This is a genomic window from Streptomyces sp. SJL17-4 (assembly GCF_036826855.1).
GTDB lineage: Bacteria > Actinomycetota > Actinomycetes > Streptomycetales > Streptomycetaceae > Streptomyces.
Window position 1 is genome coordinate 4,594,491 of the sequence record NZ_CP104578.1, and the last position, 17,523, is coordinate 4,612,013.

At 71.8% G+C, this 17,523-nt stretch carries 18 protein-coding genes; 15 read left to right on the forward strand and 3 right to left on the reverse strand.

The window, feature by feature from the left end; translation table 11 throughout:
* Entirely contained in the window at positions 1-264 is a 264-nt protein-coding gene (locus tag N5875_RS20645; protein ID WP_318208088.1) for a hypothetical protein, read from the forward strand.
* Positions 261-581, forward strand: coding sequence for a hypothetical protein (locus N5875_RS20650; RefSeq protein WP_030323603.1), 321 nt, complete (start codon positions 261-263; stop codon positions 579-581). Before N5875_RS20645 ends, N5875_RS20650 begins: the two co-directional genes overlap by 4 nt.
* Before the next feature lie 173 nt (positions 582-754).
* On the opposite strand, the gene N5875_RS20655 is transcribed toward N5875_RS20650, so the two are convergent.
* Positions 755-1,159 (reverse strand): TIGR03618 family F420-dependent PPOX class oxidoreductase, encoded by a 405-nt coding sequence (locus N5875_RS20655; RefSeq protein ID WP_318208087.1) that lies wholly within the window; start codon positions 1,157-1,159, stop codon positions 755-757.
* Positions 1,160-1,294: 135 nt separating this feature from the next.
* Between N5875_RS20655 and clpB the strand changes: the two genes are divergently transcribed.
* The gene (clpB, locus tag N5875_RS20660) at positions 1,295-3,919 is read left to right on the forward strand and encodes an ATP-dependent chaperone ClpB (protein WP_338495346.1); all 2,625 of its coding nucleotides are present in this window, start codon (positions 1,295-1,297) and stop codon (positions 3,917-3,919) included.
* A gap of 20 nt (positions 3,920-3,939) precedes the next feature.
* Here clpB and N5875_RS20665 read toward each other — a convergent pair whose 3' ends face one another.
* A complete protein-coding gene (locus tag N5875_RS20665; protein ID WP_318208085.1) occupies positions 3,940-4,359 on the reverse strand; it encodes a hypothetical protein in 420 nt (139 codons plus the stop codon).
* A 140-nt stretch (positions 4,360-4,499) separates the two neighbouring features.
* Between N5875_RS20665 and N5875_RS20670 the strand changes: the two genes are divergently transcribed.
* Entirely contained in the window at positions 4,500-5,036 is a 537-nt protein-coding gene (locus N5875_RS20670; RefSeq protein WP_030323595.1) for a YbjN domain-containing protein, read from the forward strand.
* A gap of 79 nt (positions 5,037-5,115) precedes the next feature.
* Here N5875_RS20670 and N5875_RS20675 read toward each other — a convergent pair whose 3' ends face one another.
* Complete coding sequence (locus N5875_RS20675; RefSeq protein WP_318208084.1) at positions 5,116-6,285, reverse strand: pyridoxal phosphate-dependent aminotransferase; 1,170 nt, start codon at positions 6,283-6,285, stop codon at positions 5,116-5,118.
* A gap of 100 nt (positions 6,286-6,385) precedes the next feature.
* Here N5875_RS20675 and N5875_RS20680 point away from each other — a divergent pair, with 100 nt between their 5' ends.
* The 11 genes from N5875_RS20680 to N5875_RS20730 all read left to right on the forward strand — a co-directional run bounded on the left by N5875_RS20680 (position 6,386) and on the right by N5875_RS20730 (position 17,402).
* Complete coding sequence (locus N5875_RS20680) at positions 6,386-6,637, forward strand: hypothetical protein (protein WP_318208083.1); 252 nt, start codon at positions 6,386-6,388, stop codon at positions 6,635-6,637.
* Positions 6,638-6,933: 296 nt separating this feature from the next.
* Positions 6,934-7,491, forward strand: coding sequence for a DUF2617 family protein (locus N5875_RS20685; RefSeq protein WP_318208082.1), 558 nt, complete (start codon positions 6,934-6,936; stop codon positions 7,489-7,491).
* A 36-nt stretch (positions 7,492-7,527) separates the two neighbouring features.
* Positions 7,528-9,210 carry a polyamine aminopropyltransferase gene (locus N5875_RS20690; RefSeq protein WP_338495349.1) on the forward strand — a complete coding sequence of 561 codons (1,683 nt, stop codon included), beginning with the start codon at positions 7,528-7,530 and terminating at the stop codon, positions 9,208-9,210.
* 110 nt (positions 9,211-9,320) lie between these two features.
* On the forward strand, positions 9,321-10,238 hold the full coding sequence (locus N5875_RS20695) for an SRPBCC family protein (protein ID WP_318208080.1): 918 nt from the start codon (positions 9,321-9,323) through the stop codon (positions 10,236-10,238).
* 24 nt (positions 10,239-10,262) lie between these two features.
* The gene (locus N5875_RS20700) at positions 10,263-11,048 is read left to right on the forward strand and encodes an aldose 1-epimerase (protein WP_338499220.1); all 786 of its coding nucleotides are present in this window, start codon (positions 10,263-10,265) and stop codon (positions 11,046-11,048) included.
* Between the two features lie 10 nt (positions 11,049-11,058).
* Positions 11,059-11,598 (forward strand): orotate phosphoribosyltransferase, encoded by a 540-nt coding sequence (gene pyrE, locus N5875_RS20705; protein ID WP_318208079.1) that lies wholly within the window; start codon positions 11,059-11,061, stop codon positions 11,596-11,598.
* A gap of 222 nt (positions 11,599-11,820) precedes the next feature.
* Complete coding sequence (gene fbaA, locus N5875_RS20710) at positions 11,821-12,843, forward strand: class II fructose-bisphosphate aldolase (RefSeq protein ID WP_318208078.1); 1,023 nt, start codon at positions 11,821-11,823, stop codon at positions 12,841-12,843.
* Positions 12,844-12,910: 67 nt separating this feature from the next.
* Entirely contained in the window at positions 12,911-14,071 is a 1,161-nt protein-coding gene (locus N5875_RS20715; RefSeq protein WP_338495351.1) for a MalY/PatB family protein, read from the forward strand.
* Positions 14,072-14,269: 198 nt separating this feature from the next.
* A complete protein-coding gene (locus N5875_RS20720; RefSeq protein WP_338495353.1) occupies positions 14,270-15,724 on the forward strand; it encodes an MFS transporter in 1,455 nt (484 codons plus the stop codon).
* A 129-nt stretch (positions 15,725-15,853) separates the two neighbouring features.
* The gene (locus N5875_RS20725; protein WP_318208075.1) at positions 15,854-16,267 is read left to right on the forward strand and encodes a DUF3151 domain-containing protein; all 414 of its coding nucleotides are present in this window, start codon (positions 15,854-15,856) and stop codon (positions 16,265-16,267) included.
* 322 nt (positions 16,268-16,589) lie between these two features.
* A complete protein-coding gene (locus tag N5875_RS20730) occupies positions 16,590-17,402 on the forward strand; it encodes a DUF3152 domain-containing protein (protein WP_318208074.1) in 813 nt (270 codons plus the stop codon).
* The last annotated feature ends 121 nt before the right edge of the window (positions 17,403-17,523 follow it).

Below are 17,523 nucleotides of genomic sequence, written 5' to 3' on the forward strand. Positions count from 1 at the left end.
ATGACCAGGATGGTTCGTGCACTTAGCGCCATAGCCGTTGCGGCGGCTGCTCTCGGCGCACTCGCCGTCGGCGAGCCCTCGTGGGAGAGCACCCCGGCGCATTCCGTGGCAGGGCCGGGCGAGCCCTCGTGGGAGATCGCTCCGGCGCACGACGTGGTGGCGGGACCCGACGAGCCTTCGTGGGAGAGCGCTCCCAGGGACGTCGCGCTCGCCACTCCCGGCGAGCCGTCCTGGGAGATCGCTCCCAAGGGCGCGGGCGCGTGACCGTGCCGCCGGACGACCCCAGGTTCCGCCGGGAGATGGCTTCGGCCTACCGGTCCGGGTGGCACTTCGTCGACCTCGCCACGGCAATCCCCCACCGTGGCGACGCGCTGAAGATCACCCTCTTCGGAGAGCCGATCGTGGTGGCACGGGAGCAGGACGAGGACGTCCGCGCGTACCGCTGCCTCCGCCGTCCCCGCGGCGCCCCACAGCCCATCCGCTGTGCCATCCGGTACGGCATGATCTTCGTCAATCTCGACCAGCGGGACCACCAGCTGATCGAGCCCGAGACCATCACCGCCACCCCCCGCAGTGCCTGAGCGATTCCCCCGTCGTTGTAGATCGCTCCGGCACTTCCCCCACACAGCGGCGCCATCGCGGACCTGAAACGCGATGGCGCCGTTGTGCTGCGCCCGCACGCGCCCCCCTCGCGTGCGGGCGCTCGGGTGTGTTCGGGCCCGGCCCCTCGCGCGCGTGAGGGCGCTCGCGTTGCTCAGGCCCGGCCCATCGCGCGCGTCAGGGCGATCTCGATGACCACCCGGTCCGGGTTCTCCGCCGGCGTGCGCCCGTAGCGCTCCGCGTAGCGCCCCACCGCGTCCGCGACGACCTCCGCCTCCGTACGGATGTGCGCGACGCCCTCCAGGGTGGCCCAGCGCCCCTTGTCGACCTGGCAGACCGCGACCCGCGCGCCGTCCACGCCCGCCGCCAGGACGTTGGCGACCTTCCGGCTGTGCTTGTTGGTGATGACCCGCGCGTATCCGCCCTCGGGGTCGTAGGTGACGCCCACCGCCACGACGTGCGGGGTGCCGTCCGGGCGCGGGGTGGTCAGGGTGCACATGTGGTACTCGCGCCAGAAGCTGAGGTACGAGTCGGAGGGGTTCCTCGGGTCGGTCGCCATGCACGGAACGTACCCGGGGAAGAGCCCCCTCCGACACCTTGAGCGCATTCGACTCAACTTTGTGTACCCTGGATGAGTCATAAAGGGAGAGGACCCGTACACCCGGACCCGTACACCCCAGGAGGAGCACCGCACGTGGACGCCGAACTGACCAACCGGAGCCGGGACGCGATCAACGCGGCCAGCAGCCGCGCCGTGTCCGACGGGCACGCCGACCTGACCCCCGCCCATCTGCTGCTCGCGCTGCTGACCGGTCAGGACAACGAGAACATCACCGACCTGCTCGCCGCCGTCGAGGCCGACCAGGCCGCCGTACGCGCGGGTGCGGAGCGACTGCTCGCCGCCCTGCCGAGCGTCACCGGGTCCACGGTCGCGCCCCCGCAGCCCACCCGCGACTTCCTCGCGGTGATCGCCGACGCCGACCGGCGGGCCAAGGAGCTCGGCGACGACTACCTGTCCACCGAGCACCTCCTCATCGCGCTCGCCGCCAAGGGCGGCCGGGTCGGTGAGATCCTCGGCGAGCAGGGCGCGAGCGCATCGAAGCTGCTCGACGCCTTCGAGAAGAGCAGGGGAGGACGCCGGGTGACCACACCCGACCCGGAGGGTCAGTACAAGGCACTGGAGAAGTTCGGCACGGACTTCACCGCCGCCGCGCGCGAGGGCAAGCTCGACCCGGTCATCGGCCGGGACCACGAGATCCGGCGCGTCGTCCAGGTGCTGTCCCGCCGCACCAAGAACAACCCGGTCCTCATCGGTGAGCCCGGCGTCGGCAAGACCGCCGTCGTCGAGGGCCTCGCCCAGCGGATCGTGAAGGGCGACGTACCCGAGTCGCTGAAGAACAAGCGGCTGGTCTCGCTCGACCTCGGCGCGATGGTCGCCGGCGCGAAGTACCGCGGCGAGTTCGAGGAGCGGCTGAAGACCGTGCTCTCCGAGATCAAGGCGAGCGACGGCCAGATCATCACCTTCATCGACGAGCTGCACACGGTCGTCGGCGCGGGCGCCGGCGGCGACTCCGCCATGGACGCGGGCAACATGCTCAAGCCCATGCTGGCCCGCGGCGAGCTCCGCATGGTCGGTGCGACCACCCTCGACGAGTACCGCGAGCGGATCGAGAAGGACCCCGCCCTGGAGCGCCGCTTCCAGCAGGTCCTGGTCGCCGAGCCCACGGTCGAGGACACCATCGCGATCCTCCGCGGCCTCAAGGGCCGGTACGAGGCCCACCACAAGGTGCAGATCAACGACTCCGCCCTGGTGGCCGCCGCGACCCTCTCCGACCGGTACATCACCTCCCGCTTCCTCCCCGACAAGGCCATCGACCTCGTCGACGAGGCGGCCTCCCGGCTCCGGATGGAGATCGACTCCTCGCCCGTCGAGATCGACGAGCTCCAGCGCTCCGTGGACCGGCTCCGCATGGAGGAGCTGGCCCTCAAGAACGAGACGGACCCGGCGAGCAGGCAGCGTCTGGAGAAGCTGCGGCGCGACCTCGCCGACCGCGAGGAGGAGCTGCGCGGCCTGACCGCCCGCTGGGAGAAGGAGAAGCAGTCCCTCAACCGGGTCGGCGAGCTGAAGGAACGCCTCGACGAGACCCGCGGCCGCGCCGAGCGCGCCCAGCGCGACGGCGACTTCGACACCGCCTCCAAGCTGCTCTACGGGGAGATCCCGGCCCTGGAGCGGGAGCTGGAGGAGGCGAGCGAGGCGGAGGCCCAGCAGGAGTCCAGCAAGAACACCATGGTCAAGGAGGAGGTCGGCCCCGACGACATCGCGGACGTGGTCGGCGCCTGGACCGGCATCCCCGCCGGCCGCCTCCTGGAGGGCGAGACCCAGAAGCTGCTCCGCATGGAGGACGAGCTCGGCAAGCGGCTGATCGGCCAGTCCGAGGCCGTGCAGGCGGTCTCCGACGCCGTGCGGCGCACCCGCGCGGGCATCGCGGACCCCGACCGTCCCACCGGCTCCTTCCTCTTCCTCGGTCCGACCGGTGTCGGCAAGACCGAGCTGGCGAAGGCGCTCGCGGACTTCCTCTTCGACGACGAGCGGGCCATGATCCGCATCGACATGTCGGAGTACGGCGAGAAGCACAGCGTCGCCCGCCTGGTCGGCGCGCCTCCCGGCTACGTCGGGTACGAGGAGGGCGGCCAGCTCACGGAGGCGGTCCGCCGCCGCCCGTACAGCGTGGTGCTGCTCGACGAGGTGGAGAAGGCCCACCCGGAGGTCTTCGACATCCTGCTCCAGGTCCTGGACGACGGCCGTCTCACCGACGGCCAGGGCCGGACGGTGGACTTCCGCAACACCATCCTGATCCTCACCTCGAACCTGGGCAGCCAGTACCTGGTCGACCCGACGACCCCCGCGGACGTGAAGAAGCAGCAGGTCCTGGATGTCGTCAGGGCCAGTTTCAAGCCGGAGTTCCTCAACCGGCTCGACGACCTGGTGGTCTTCTCCGCCCTCGACCGGGCCGAGCTCGGCCGGATCGCCCGGCTCCAGATCGACCGTCTCGCCAAGCGGCTCGCCGAGCGGCGGCTCACCCTGGACGTCACCCCGGAGGCCCTGGAGTGGCTCGCCGAGGAGGGCAACGACCCGGCGTACGGCGCGCGGCCGCTGCGCCGCCTCATCCAGACGGCGATCGGCGACCGGCTCGCCAAGGAGATCCTCGCGGGCGAGGTCCAGGACGGCGACACGGTCCGCGTGGACCGTCCCCAAGCTCTTGATGAGCTGGGGGAGACCCCACCCGAGGACGGCCTGATCGTCGGGGCGGTGCAGTAGCTCAGTTGCGGCGCAGTAGCTCAGTTGTCGAAGGCCTCCACACGTACGAGGGCGGTGTCCCCGTCCTCGTACGTGACCCGGACGTGCACGTACAGCATCTCGTCGAACGACACGTCCACGCACCGGTCCTGCTCGCAGGAGAACGAGGGCTTCCCCGTCGGATAGGTCGCTTCCAGCCACCCCCCGACCTCGGAGCGTGGGATCCGGAACTCGGCGGTGGCCTGCGTGTCCTGCCAGTGGGCCGCCGTGCAGCGGGCGTCCTCGGCGCTCACCGGGAGGCTTCCCCGCGCGAAGGTCATCACCTCGGCGCAGTCGACCGGTTTCGATTCACCGATCTCGTCCCAGGCCATCGCGCCCCAGACCAGCAGGGCCATCGGACCGCCGCAGAACACGGTCACCAGCGCCGAGACCCAGACCCAGGTCCACCTGCGCGGCTTCACCGGTCCGGTCTTCTTCCCTGTTCTCTCCCCCATGAGGACCAGATCTTGTCAGCCCGCAGCGGATCGCGGGAGGCGGGGCTTGCCACAGACCGCCCGGCATGGGGGAGGATGGCGAGCATCCGTACGAAGGGAAATACACGGTGAGCATCGACCCGTCCTCGATTCCGAATTTCGGGGGCCAGCCCCAGCCTCAGGCCGCAGGACCGGCGGGCCCCGTCGTCCCCGACCAGGACCTCGTCAAGCAGCTCCTCGAGCAGATGGAGCTGAAGTACGTCATCGACGACGAGGGTGACCTCGCGGCGCCGTGGGAGGAATTCCGCACGTACTTCATGTTCCGCGGCGAGGACGAGCAGCAGGTCTTCTCGGTGCGGACGTTCTACGACCGCCCGCACTCGGCCGACGACCGCGCCAAGATCCTCGACGCGATCGACGACTGGAACCGCCGCACCCTGTGGCCGAAGGTGTACACCCACCTGCACGAGGAGGAGGACGGCTCCGCCACCCTCCGCCTCATCGGTGAGGCCCAGATGCTGATCGGCACCGGCGTCGCCCTGGAGCACTTCGTGTCCTCCACGGTCAGCTGGGTCCGCGCCTCCATCGAGTTCGACAAGTGGATCGTCGAGCAGTTCGGCCTGGAGTCCCCCGAGGACAAGGCCGCGGGCGACGAAGAGGCCTGAGCCTCCCCCGCACCACCACGAGAGCCCGGCCCCTTCCGAGGGGCCGGGCTCTCGTCGTCCGCGGTGGTGCGGCCGGGCGTCAGGCCAGTCGCTTGAGCCGGGAGACGGCCTCCTCCAGGACCTCGGTCTTCTTGCAGAAGGCGAACCGGACGAAGGGGGCGCCGGCCTCGCGGTGGTCGTAGAAGACGGCGTTCGGGATGGCGACGACCCCGGCACGCTCGGGCAGCGAGCGGCAGAAGGCGAAGCCGTCCTCGGCGCCGAGGGGGCGGATGTCGGTGGTGACGAAATAGGTGCCGGCCGGCTTGTAGACCGCGAAGCCGGCCTGTGCGAGGCCCTCGCTCAGCAGGTCCCGCTTGGCGGAGAGCTCCGCGCGGAGGGTGTCGAAGTACGTGGCCGGGAGGCGCAGGGCCTCGGCGATCGCGTACTGGAACGGTCCGGAGGACACGTACGTGAGGAACTGCTTGGCCGAGCGGACCGCGGAGGTCAGCTCGGGGCTCGCGGTGATCCAGCCGACCTTCCAGCCGGTGAACGAGAACGTCTTGCCGGCCGAGCCGATGGTGACCGTGCGCTCCCGCATCCCCGGCAGGCTCGCGATCGGCAGGTGCTCGGCGTCGTCGAAGACCAGGTGCTCGTACACCTCGTCGGTGACGACGAGCAGGTCCCGCTCGACCGCGAGTTCGGCGACGGCGGTCAGCTCGGCCCGGGTGAGGACGGTGCCGGTGGGGTTGTGCGGGGTGTTGAGGAGGATCAGCCGGGTCCGGTCGGTGACGGCGGCCCGCAGTTCGTCGAGGTCGAGGACGTAGGACCCGTCGTGGGGGCGGAGGGTGACGGGGACCCGGGTGCCGCCGGCCATCGCGACGCAGGCGGCGTACGAGTCGTAGTACGGCTCCAGGGCGATGACCTCGTCGCCCGGTTCGACGAGGGCGAGCAGCGCCGCCGCGATCGCCTCGGTGGCGCCCGCGGTGACGAGCACCTCCGTGTCCGGGTCGTACGCGAGGCCGTACCGGTCCCGCTGGTGGTCGGCGATCGCCGAGCGCAGCTCGGGGACGCCGGGGCCGGGCGGGTACTGGTTGCCGCGGCCGTCCCGCAGCGCGCGGACCGCCGCCTCCCGGATCTCCTCGGGGCCGTCGGTGTCGGGGAAGCCCTGGCCGAGGTTGATCGCCCCGGTCCTGGCGGCGAGCGCGGACATCTCGGCGAAGATCGTCGTCCCGAACTCGGCGAGGCGGCGGTTGAGCGGCGGTCGTGTCATGACGGCCATCCTGCGGCGAAGCTCTGGACTTCCTCAAGTGCGCTTTGACGGGACGCCGTAGCGGGAATCTCCCTCGCACAAGAGAACGGGGGTAGTACTGATGGAAATCTTCCTCTTCATCGTCCTGGGATTCGTGGTCGTCGCGGGGGTGATCCTCGCCGTGGGGAACGGCCTCGGCAAGGGGGCCTCGACGTCGCGGTCGCGCGGGCGGCGGGCGGGCACGGACAGCGGCAGCATCACCTGGGCGGACGGCGGCAGCGGGAGCAGCTGCGGTGGCGGCTCCAGCTCCTGCGGCGGGTCCTCCAGCTCCTGCGGTGGCGGCGGTGGTGGTGGCTGCGGAGGCGGCAGCTGAGCACCCGAGTGACGGAAGGCTCCGCAGGCGCGTGGCACGTGACGTGGGCAATCAGAGCCGACATGTCGATCAGTTCTGATTGAACAATTGAACTGTGGGGTCCCCGAAGGGGTTGGAAAACACAGCAAGTTGGGTAAAAACGCTGCGAGTCGTCCGGCGTCCGTGGTTCTCTCGCTCCTGACAGAGACAGCCCTCGGACCGTGTGTGGACCCGAGCCGGCGATCCCCCACTGCCGTTGAACCCTTCTCCGGGGCGCCCCCGGCCCACCCGTCAAACCGTGTTTGCGGAGCCGACCCATGCTCACCACCCTGAAAACCTCCTACACCGATACCCGTGCGGCCGATCTGGCCTGGGCCCTCGGGCGCGAGCCGCTGCCCGCCCTCGCCGTGCTCGACCTCGAACTCTCCGGCGCCAAGCTGCAGTTGAGGCTGCTCGGCGCCTCCCACCAGGTGCTCCTGGAAGAGGAGGGCCGCAGCTGCTCGGAGACCGTCGCCTGTATGCCCGGCAGCAGCACGCCGCTGCCGCTCGGCGTCTCCAAGCGCGTCGGCGAATGGGAGTACGAATTCGCCGCCCGCGTCGAAACGCTCACGCACGGCTCCTTCGCGGGCCGCGCGCAGGAGTTGCTGGCACTCGTCGCCGACCACCCCAACGGCCTCGCGGGGACCTTTCCCGGCTCCCCGCACGCCTTCACGGCCATGCTGGCGCAGCGCCACGAGGGCCAGGTGCGCTGGCGCACCTGGCACGCCTACCCGCAGGAAGGGCAGTTGGTGGTGACCAGGACCCGTCTCGGCGTACGTATGCCTGCAACGCTCTCATACGCCCTCCCGGAGCTCCAGATCCACTCGTGTGAGTGACAGGGGGTGTCCTGGTCGTGACGTAGCGTTACGGTCATGATCGAGCCGACCGTGACCATGCCACCCAAGGAGGTGCGGCGGGCGCCCGCGCGGCGGCCCGAGCCGCCGCGCCGGACGGTGCGGTTCCCGGTCCTCGCGGTGGTCTTCGTCTGCGCCGCCTGCGGCCTGGTCTACGAGCTCGAACTGGTCGCGCTCGCCTCCTACTTGATCGGCGACTCGGTCACCCAGGCCTCCGTCGTGCTCTCCGTCATGGTCTTCGCCATGGGGGTGGGCTCGCTCCTCGCCAAGGCGCTGCGCTGCCGCGCCGCCGTCGGCTTCGGCCTGGTCGAGGCCGGACTCGCGCTCGTCGGCGGCACCTCGGCGATGGTGCTGTACGCGGCCTTCGCCTGGTTCGGCGAATCGCGGTACGTCCTCGTGGCGTTCTCCCTCGCCATCGGGGTGCTCATCGGCGCGGAGATCCCGCTCCTGATGTCGCTCATACAGCGGGGCGACCGCTCGGGCCGGTCCGGGCGGAAGGCCTCGCTCGGGGAGCAGGACGACGCCGCCGGGACGGTCGCCGACCTCTTCGCCGCCGACTACGTCGGCGCGCTGGTCGGCGGCCTCGCCTTTCCCTTCCTGCTGCTGCCCTGGCTCGGCCAGCTCACCGGCGCCCTTGTCACCGGCGCGGTCAACACCGTGGCGGGCGGCGGCCTCGTCCTCTGGGTGTTCCGCCGCGACCTGACCTCCCGCTCCCGGGCCCTGCTCGTCGCGGTGAACGTGGCGGTCCTCGCCGTCCTCGCCACGGCGACCGTGCTCGTCGACGACTTCGAACAGGCCGCGCGCCGGGCGGTGTATGGGGAGCGGGTGCGGGTCGCCGTCCACACCGAGCTCCAGGAGGTCGTCGTGACCGGGGGACCGGAGGGCCCGCCCGACCTGTTCCTCGACGGTCGCCTCCGGGTGGCCGGCGAGGACGAGCACCGCTACCACGAGGCGCTGGTCCACCCCGCGATGAACGGCGCGCACGCCCGCGTGCTGATCGTCGGCGGCGGCGACGGCATGGCCGCCCGCGAAGCCCTGCGCTACCCCGGGGTCCGCTCCGTCACCGTCGTCGAACTCGATCCGGGCGTCGTCCGTCTCGCCCGGACGGACCCGGCCCTCGCCGCACTCAACGCGCAGGCGTTCCGGGACCCGCGCGTCCGGGTGGTCCACGCGGACGCCTTCCGCTGGCTGCGGGGGCTCCGGGGCGCCACCGAGCGTCTGCAGGAACGGTACGACGTGGTGATCTCCGATCTGCCCGACCCCGGAATCACCCCCAGCACCAAGCTGTACGCGCAGGAGTTCTACGGGCTCGTGGCCCAGGTCCTCACGCCCGCCGGGCGGTTCGCCGTGCATGCGGGGTCCGTCACCGACCGGCCCCGCACCTACTGGACCGTGGACGCCACCCTGCGCGCGGCGGGCTTCGCGACCCGCCCCTACAGCGCGAGCGGCCGCCCCCCGGGCTTCGCCGCCGGACCCGACCGCGCCGACAGGGCCGCCGGTACGGGGCGGGGGCCCGGCGACTGGGGCTTCCTCCTGGCCGTACCGGGCAGCCGCCCACCCGTCCTCGGCCTCGCCCCCGACGTGCCCCGGCTGCGCTCGCTCGCCGAGGACACCCTGGAGGCGGCGGCGCGCCGCGCCGAGCGCCACCGGGGCGCCGAACCGCCCCCGTCGACGCTGGTGCACCCGAGGTACGGAGGCTGAAGGTTTCGGCAGCAGGACGACGGTAAGAGGCAACAGCGGGGGCGGCGCGGCAGCCGGGTTCCGTGCCGAACGGGCGACGCCGCGCCCCCGCCTGAGTAGGCTCGGCTTCCATGGAGCATGAGGTGTTCGTCCCGGTCCCGGCCGAGGTTCTGCGTACGACGCTCACGGACCCGGCCCGGGTGGTGCGCTGCGTCCCCGGTCTCCAGCGCGACGCCGACGCGGAGGCGGGCCCGCTCACGGGCCGGCTCAAGGTGCGGGTCGGCGGCAACACCATCACCTACCGGGGCGCCCTGAAGGTCGTCGAGCGGGACGGCGCCATCACCTACGAGGGCCGGGGGACCGAGGCCCGGGGCAAGGGCACGGCGGAGCTGTCGCTCACCGTCGTCCTCACTCCGGTGGCCGAGGGCACCAGCCTGAACTTCACCGGCGGCCTGACGACGGTCGGCCGGCTCGCCGAGGCGACGGACGAGGCCCGGGCCACGGCGGGCGCCCGGCTGCTCGACAAGTTCGCGGAAGGACTGGCGGCGCTGGCGGAGGCGTCGGACGGGTCGGGGGAGACGCCCGAAGGGGCGGCCACCGCCGATACGGATGCCGATGCCGATGCCGCCGATTCTGCCGCCGATGTCACCCCCGATGCTTCCGCCGATGACGTCGCCGATGACATCGTCGAGCCCGACTCCGACGACGACGGTGTCGACGACGGTGTCGAGGAGCCGCGCCGGAGTCCCGTCTTCGACGCGCCGGTCCCGCCGCCCTCCCTCGACCCCCTCCTCGACGAGGAATTCGGCGACACGCCCATCGAGTTCCCCGCCCCGCAGCCCGCCGCCGAGGCCGCCCACGCCCGCCGGACCATGATCGGCCGGAGCGCCGAGGAGGTCGACCACGCGCCGCCGCGCGGCCGGTACGCCCCCGTTCCCGCGCCGGCGGCGTCGAGCGCCGGTGCCACCCTGCGCTGGATCGCCCCGGCCGCGGCCCTCGCGCTCGCCTCCGCCGTGGTCGTGGGCCGGGCACTGCGCCGACGCCGCTGACACGATTAGGGTCGGGACGTGAGCATGCAGACGCGACTGACGGCGGGCGACGCCGAGTTGACCATCAGCCCCGAGAACGGCTGCCGGATCGAGAGCCTTCGCATCGGCGGCACCGAGGTGCTGCGCCAGGGCGAGCGCTTCGGAAGCTTCCCGATGGTTCCCTGGTGCGGGCGGACCGAGAACGGCCGCTTCCGCAACGGGCCCACCAGCCACCAGCTCCCGGTCAACGCACCCCCGCACGCCATCCACGGCACCGTCCGCGACCTCGCCTGGAAGACCGCCCGGGTCTCCGCGACCGAGGCCGTCTTCACCTGCGAGCTCGGTGACCCGTGGCCCTACAAGGGCACGGTCACCCAGGTCTTCGAGCTGGCCGAGGACGCCCTCACCCTCCGCTTCGGTGTCGAGACCTACGACGACTCCTTCCCCGCCCAGGCCGGCTGGCACCCCTGGTTCCTGCGCAACCTCGGCCGGGGCGGCCAGGACGTGCGGCTCGACTTCACCGCCGCCTGGCAGGAGGAGCGCGGCGACAACCACCTCCCGACCGGACGCCGTATCGACCCCGCCCCCGGTCCCTGGGACGACTGCTTCGGCATGCCCGAGGGCGTCGACGTCACCCTCACCTGGCCGGAGGAGCTGGAGCTGAAGGTCACCAGCCGCGCCGAGTGGGTCGTGATCTACGACGAGCCCGAGGAGGCCGTCTGCGTCGAGCCGCAGTCCGGCCCGCCGAACGGCCTCAACACCCACCCCCGTCTGGTCACCCCGATCGACCCCCTGGAGGTCGAGAGCGTCTGGACCTGGCGGCGGCTCTAAGCTGCTCAGCATGACTGACGTACGCGCTGAGCTGCTCCAGCAGATCAAGGACAAGGCCGTGGTGCACGGCAAGGTGACCCTCTCCTCGGGTCTGGAAGCCGACTACTACATCGACCTGCGCCGGATCACGCTGGACGGCGAGGCCGCGCCGCTGGTGGGTCAGGTCATGCTCGACCTGACGGCCGACCTGGACTTCGACTGCGTCGGCGGTCTGACCCTGGGCGCCGACCCGGTGGCGACCTCGATGCTTCACGCCTCCGCCGCGCGCGGACAGCGCCTCGACGCCTTCGTCGTACGGAAGGCGCAGAAGGCGCACGGCATGCAGCGCCGTATCGAGGGCACGGACGTCAAGGGCCGTCGCTGCCTGGTCGTCGAGGACACCTCGACCACCGGCGGCTCGCCGCTGACCGCCGTCGAGGCCGTCCGCGAAGCCGGCGGCGAGGTCGTCGCCGTGGCCACGATCGTCGACCGGGGCGCCGCCGAGGCCATCGCCGGGGCGGGTCTGACGTACCTCACGGGCTACCAGCTGGCCGATCTCGACCTGGCGTAACCGCCGCGAAGTCGTGACTTAGGTCCCGGACCCGGGTGATACCTGTCCTGACCTGCACTTTTTTCAAGGGGCGGGGTGTTTCACGTGAAACACCCCGCCCCTTGGTGTGCCGGGCCCGTGGGAGCCCGGGGAAGAGTCTGGAAGGATGGGCGTCGACGATGACGTCGCCCCCAGGTCAGGGACAGCAACGCACACACCCCGCACATCACAAGGAGCGGACGAATGCCCATCGCAACCCCCGAGGTCTACAACGAGATGCTCGACCGGGCGAAGGCAGGCAAGTTCGCCTACCCGGCCATCAACGTGACTTCGTCCCAGACCCTGCACGCCGCCCTGCGCGGCTTCGCGGAGGCCGAGAGCGACGGCATCATCCAGATCTCGACCGGCGGAGCCGAGTTCCTGGGCGGCCAGTACAACAAGGACATGGTCACGGGCGCCGTTGCCCTGGCCGAGTTCGCGCACATCGTCGCCGCGAAGTACGACATCACGGTCGCGCTGCACACCGACCACTGCCCGAAGGACAAGCTGGACGGCTACGTCCGTCCGCTGCTCGACGTCTCCGCCGAGCGCGTCAAGGCCGGTCGTAACCCGCTGTTCCAGTCGCACATGTGGGACGGCTCCGCCGAGACCCTCGCCGACAACCTGGCCATCGGCCAGGAGCTGCTCGCGAAGGCCGCCGCCGCCAAGATCATCCTTGAGGTCGAGATCACCCCGACCGGTGGCGAGGAGGACGGCGTCAGCCACGAGATCAACGACGAGCTGTACACCACCGTCGACGACGCGCTCCGCACCGCCGAGGCCCTCGGCCTGGGCGAGAAGGGCCGTTACCTGCTCGCCGCCTCCTTCGGCAACGTGCACGGCGTCTACAAGCCGGGCAACGTCGTCCTCCGCCCGGAGCTCCTCAAGGACCTCCAGGCCGGTGTCGCCGAGAAGTACGGCAAGGCCTCCCCGTTCGACTTCGTCTTCCACGGCGGCTCGGGCTCCACGGCCGAGGAGATCGCCACCGCGCTCGAGAACGGCGTCGTGAAGATGAACCTCGACACCGACACCCAGTACGCCTTCACGCGTCCGGTGGCGAACCACATGTTCAAGAACTACGACGGCGTCCTGAAGGTCGACGGCGAGGTCGGCATCAAGTCGACCTACGACCCGCGCACCTGGGGCAAGCTGGCCGAGGCCGGCATGGCCGTCCGGGTGACCGAGGCGTGCGCCGCGCTGCGCTCGACCGGCACCAAGCTGAAGTAAGCCTGTGAGTGAAGGGCCCGGTACCTCCCGAGGTGCCGGGCCCTTCGCGTACCGCGAGGGAGGCCTGATGTACGACTTCGACCGGCAGACCGACCGGAACGGGACCTGGTCGGTCCAGTGGGACGGGATCGCGGACCGCTTCGGCGTCCCCGACCTGCTCCCCTTCACCATCTCCGACATGGACTTCACCTCCCCGCCGGAGGTCCTCGCGGCCCTGCGGGACCGCGTCGACCACGGGGTCTTCGGCTACACCGACTGGCGGCTCGGCGAGTTCCGCGAGGCGATACGCCACTGGTACACCACCCGGTACGACGCCGAGATCGACCCGGACTCCCTGGTGTACGCGCCCTCCGTGCTCAACCAGCTCTCCCAGCTCCTGCGGATGTGGACCGAACCCGGCGACGGCGTCGTCGTCCACACCCCCACGTACGACGGCTTCCGCAAGGCCGTCACCGGGCTCGGGCGCGAGCTGCGCGGTGTCCCGGTCGGCGACACCGAGGCCCTCGAACGGGAGCTGGCCCGGCCGGACGGCAAGGTCCTGCTGCTCTGCTCCCCGCACAACCCGACCGGCCGGGTGTGGACGGAGGACGAGCTCCGGGAGTTCGCCACGCTCGCCGAGCGCCACGGAGCGGCCGTCGTCAGCGATGAGATCCACGCGGACCTGACCACCGAGGGCCACCGCCACATCCCGTGGACCCGGATCGCCGAGCGGGGCCGGGGCCACCGCTGGGCACTGATCACCTCGGGCACCAAGGCCTTCAATTTCCCCGCGCTCTCCGGCTCGTACGGGGTCATCGGCGACCCCGACGAGCGCGAGACCTTCGTCCGGCGCATGGAGACCGGCGAGGGGCTCGCCTCGCCCGCGGTGCTCTCGCTGACCGCCCACATCGCCGCCTACCGGCACGGCGCGGCCTGGCTGGACGAGCTGCGCGCGTACGTGGCGGGCACGATGGACATGCTCCGGGAGCACCTCGCGACCGGCCTTCCCGAGCTCGGCTGGGCGCCCCCGCAGGCGGGCTACCTCGCCTGGATCGACCTGCGGCCCCTCGGCATCGAGGAGACCCGGCTGCAGGAGGAGCTGATCACCGTCGAGAAGGTCGCGATCATGCCGGGCGGGGTGTACGGCACGCCCGGCTTCGTCCGGCTGAACGTGGGCTGTCCGCGGGAGAAGGCCGAGCGGGGGGTGGCCTCGCTGGTCCGGGCGGCTGGGCGGTTGCGTACCGCCTGACCCGGGCAGTGGGCGGTGGCGTACCGCCTGACCCGGGGCAGTGGGCGGTGGCGTACCGCCTGACCCGGGGCGGCGGGGGGTGGCGTACCGCCTGACCCGGGGCGGCGGGCGGTGGCGTACCGCCTGACCCGGGCGTTCCGTGAGGCGGATGCTCGCACCGGGGTGCAGGGGGCCGTCTCCGCGAGGACCATGGCTGGCATGGGCGTGCGGGACGTGCGGATGGCATCGAGGACCGGGCGATGGATCGTGTTCACGACCGTCCTCGGCTCCGGCATGGCGCTGCTCGACTCCACCGTCGTCAACGTGGCGCTGCCGCACATCGGCGAGGACCTGGGCGCCGACCTGGCCGTGCTCCAGTGGACGGTCAACGCCTACATGCTCACCCTGGCCGGTCTGATCCTGCTCGGCGGATCGCTCGGCGACCGGTTCGGCCGGCGTCGGATCTTCGTGATCGGTGTGGTGTGGTTCGCCCTCGCCTCGCTGCTCTGCGGCCTCGCCCCGAACGCCGGGGTGCTGATCGCCGCCCGCGCCCTCCAGGGCGTGGGCGGGGCACTGCTGACCCCGGGGTCCCTGGCGCTGATCCAGGCGAGCTTCCACGAGGACGACCGGGCCAGGGCGGTCGGGCTGTGGTCCGGCTTCGGCGGGGTGGGGGCGGCGATCGGGCCGTTCGTGGGCGGCTGGCTGGTGGACGGTCCGGGCTGGCGGTGGGTGTTCCTGCTGAACGTGCCGCTCGCCGCCCTCTGCGTCCCCGTCGCGCTGAAGCACGTCCCCGAATCGCGGGACGAGACCGCGCACGGACGCTTCGACGTGCTCGGCGCGGTCCTGGGCGCGGCGGCCCTCGCGCTCGTGACGTACGCGCTGATCGGCGAGGCCTGGTGGGCCGGGGCGGCCGGGGTCGTCGGCGGCGCCTGGTTCGTGGTGGTGGAGCGGCGGCGGGGCGAGCGCGCGATGGTGCCGGCGTCGATCTTCGCGTCCCGGATGTTCACGGCGGTCAACCTGGTCACGCTGTGCGTGTACGCCGCATTCGGCGGTTTCTTCTTCCTGGCCGCCCTCCAGCTCCAGGTGGTGGCCGGCTACTCGGCGCTCGGTGCCGGTACGGCCCTGCTGCCCACGACCGTCCTGATGCTGCTGCTGTCGGCGAGGTCCGGGGAGCTGGGGGAGCGGATCGGGCCCCGGATCCCGCTCACGGTGGGGCCGCTGCTGTGCGCCGCGGGGATGCTCCTGATGCTGCGGGTCGGTGAGGACGCCTCGTACGTACGGGACGTGCTGCCGGCCCTGCTGGTGCTCGGGCTCGGGATGACGGCCCTGGTCGCGCCGCTGACCGCGACCGTGCTCGCCTCGGTGGACGTGTCCCGGGCGGGCCTGGCCAGCGGCATCAACAACGCGGCGGCGCGGGCGGCCGGGCTGCTCGCGGTGGCCGCGCTGCCGATGCTGGCCGGGATGGGCCCGGAGGCGTATCTCTCGGCGGAGGAGTTCGGGTCGACGTTCCGGCGGGCGATGCCGATGTGCGCGGGGATCCTGGTGGTGGGCGCGGTGCTCGCCTGGACGACGATGCGGACCCCGGCGGGGGCGGACTGCCACCCGGAGTGCAAGGTGCACTGCGGGGTGACGTCCCCACCGCTCGACCCGGGACAGCGGGACGCGTCGGCCTGAGGGGCGTCCGGCCGCCGGGGACGGTGCCGGGGACGGGACCGGGTGCTTCCCGCCACGGGCCCTTCGGCGGGCTGGGACTGTTCCCGCCACGGGTCCTCCGGCAGGCGGGACTGAGGCAGACTGGGCCCCATGGCCATGCATGAGAACCTCCTGGGGGGACCGGCCCCCACCCACCTGCCCGACGACCCGGGTCCGCGCGAGCTGCTCGCGAACGGTACGGCTCCGGCGGACGTCGCCGCGAAGTACCCGACCTCCTCGCTCGCCTGGGCGCAGCTCGCGGACGACGCGTACGAGCGCGGCTCGGTCGTCGAGTCGTACGCCTACGCCCGTACCGGCTACCACCGCGGTCTCGACGCGCTGCGCCGCAACGGCTGGAAGGGCCACGGCCCGGTGCCGTGGGAGCACGAGCCGAACCGCGGCTTCCTGCGCGCCCTGCACGCGCTCGCCCGCGCGGCCGGCGAGATCGGCGAGAAGGACGAGTTCGAGCGCTGCACGACCTTCCTGCGGGACTCCTCGGAGACCGCGGCGGAGACGCTCGGCTGACATCGCCCGACGGCTGAAACTGGCCGGATTTCCCCTGCTCCGACGGACCGGGGGAAATCCGGACAGACTCCCCGGGCCGTTCGAGACTGTTCGACTGGGGCCGGTACGATCCCCGGAACCGCAGGACCGAACAAGGACCGAACACGCCGGTACCGAGGCTTCCTTTCCTCTTCCCCCACTGCCGGCCGACGCAGGGGAGAAGTCTGTCGTGGGCAAGCGTGCCGCATCCGCATCCGCAGGACGGCGACGAACGCGGAGCCGGCGGCGGGGCAGAGGCAGACGCGGTCCCGCCGGCCGACTCGTGCTGCCGACGCTGGTCCTGATGACGGTCGCGCTCGGCGCCGGCGTCGCCCTCGCCCACTTCAACGGCCCGCCCGTCGAGGACACGGCGGCCCCGGCCACCACCCCCGCGTCGACGGCGACGACGAGCCCGGCCCCGGGGGAGGCCACCCCCGCCCCCCGGCCCACGACGGCGAAGCCGAAGCCGCCGCCGAAACCGAGGTCGACGCCCCCGAAACCGACGTCGAGCCCGAAGCCGAAGGCGACCCCGAAGCAGCCGCCCACCGTGCCGCAGTCCGGTGCCGGGACCTTCACCACCGCGCAGGCCTCCGGTACGCCGGTCGGCGACAGCGGAGAGCTGCGCCGCTACCGGGTCCAGGTCGAGGAGGGCATCGACCTGTCGGCGCGCGAGACGGCCGCCGAGATCCAGCGGATCCTGGCCCATCCGCGCGGCTGGGCCGCGCACGGCCGGGGCCGTTTCCAGCTGGTCTCGGAGAACGCCGACTTCGTCATCCGGATCGCCACCCCCGACACCGCCGACGCGCTCTGCCTGCGGCAGGGCCTGAACACCCGCGGCGAGCTGAACTGCGAGACCACCGACGGGGTCGTGGTGAACCTCAAGCGGTGGATGCTGGGCTCGCCGACCTTCGCGGGGGAGGCCGCCGAGTACCGGCACCTGATCATCAACCACGAGGTCGGGCACGAGATCGGCATCCGGCAGCACATGGGCTGCCCGGGTCCGGGCAAGCTCGCGCCCGCGATGATGCAGCAGATCAAGGGCCTGGACGGGTGTCGATCGAACGCATTTCCGTATGACGAAGACGGGAACTACATCACCGGGCCGATCGTGTCATGATGCGCTTGGGACGGCGCGCGACGCAGCACGCCTCCCGAGGGGACCGGGGCTCCCGTGCCGCAGGGACGTACGTGCGGGCGGTGGAGCAGACCGCTACCCGGTAGTTCGTATCGAGGAGACA

Excerpts from the sequence above, each read along its gene's own strand:
- N5875_RS20645 (WP_318208088.1), top strand. The coding sequence starts at position 1 with ATGACCAGGATGGTTCGTGCACTTAGCGCCATAGCCGTTGCGGCGGCT.
- N5875_RS20655 (WP_318208087.1), bottom strand. The coding sequence starts at position 1,159 with ATGGCGACCGACCCGAGGAACCCCTCCGACTCGTACCTCAGCTTCTGG.
- N5875_RS20675 (WP_318208084.1), bottom strand. The coding sequence starts at position 6,285 with ATGACACGACCGCCGCTCAACCGCCGCCTCGCCGAGTTCGGGACGACG.
- N5875_RS20680 (WP_318208083.1), top strand. The coding sequence starts at position 6,386 with ATGGAAATCTTCCTCTTCATCGTCCTGGGATTCGTGGTCGTCGCGGGG.
- N5875_RS20685 (WP_318208082.1), top strand. The coding sequence starts at position 6,934 with ATGCTCACCACCCTGAAAACCTCCTACACCGATACCCGTGCGGCCGAT.
- N5875_RS20690 (WP_338495349.1), top strand. The coding sequence starts at position 7,528 with ATGATCGAGCCGACCGTGACCATGCCACCCAAGGAGGTGCGGCGGGCG.
- N5875_RS20695 (WP_318208080.1), top strand. The coding sequence starts at position 9,321 with ATGGAGCATGAGGTGTTCGTCCCGGTCCCGGCCGAGGTTCTGCGTACG.
- N5875_RS20700 (WP_338499220.1), top strand. The coding sequence starts at position 10,263 with ATGCAGACGCGACTGACGGCGGGCGACGCCGAGTTGACCATCAGCCCC.
- pyrE (WP_318208079.1), top strand. The coding sequence starts at position 11,059 with ATGACTGACGTACGCGCTGAGCTGCTCCAGCAGATCAAGGACAAGGCC.
- fbaA (WP_318208078.1), top strand. The coding sequence starts at position 11,821 with ATGCCCATCGCAACCCCCGAGGTCTACAACGAGATGCTCGACCGGGCG.
- N5875_RS20715 (WP_338495351.1), top strand. The coding sequence starts at position 12,911 with ATGTACGACTTCGACCGGCAGACCGACCGGAACGGGACCTGGTCGGTC.
- N5875_RS20720 (WP_338495353.1), top strand. The coding sequence starts at position 14,270 with ATGGGCGTGCGGGACGTGCGGATGGCATCGAGGACCGGGCGATGGATC.
- N5875_RS20725 (WP_318208075.1), top strand. The coding sequence starts at position 15,854 with ATGGCCATGCATGAGAACCTCCTGGGGGGACCGGCCCCCACCCACCTG.
- N5875_RS20730 (WP_318208074.1), top strand. The coding sequence starts at position 16,590 with ATGACGGTCGCGCTCGGCGCCGGCGTCGCCCTCGCCCACTTCAACGGC.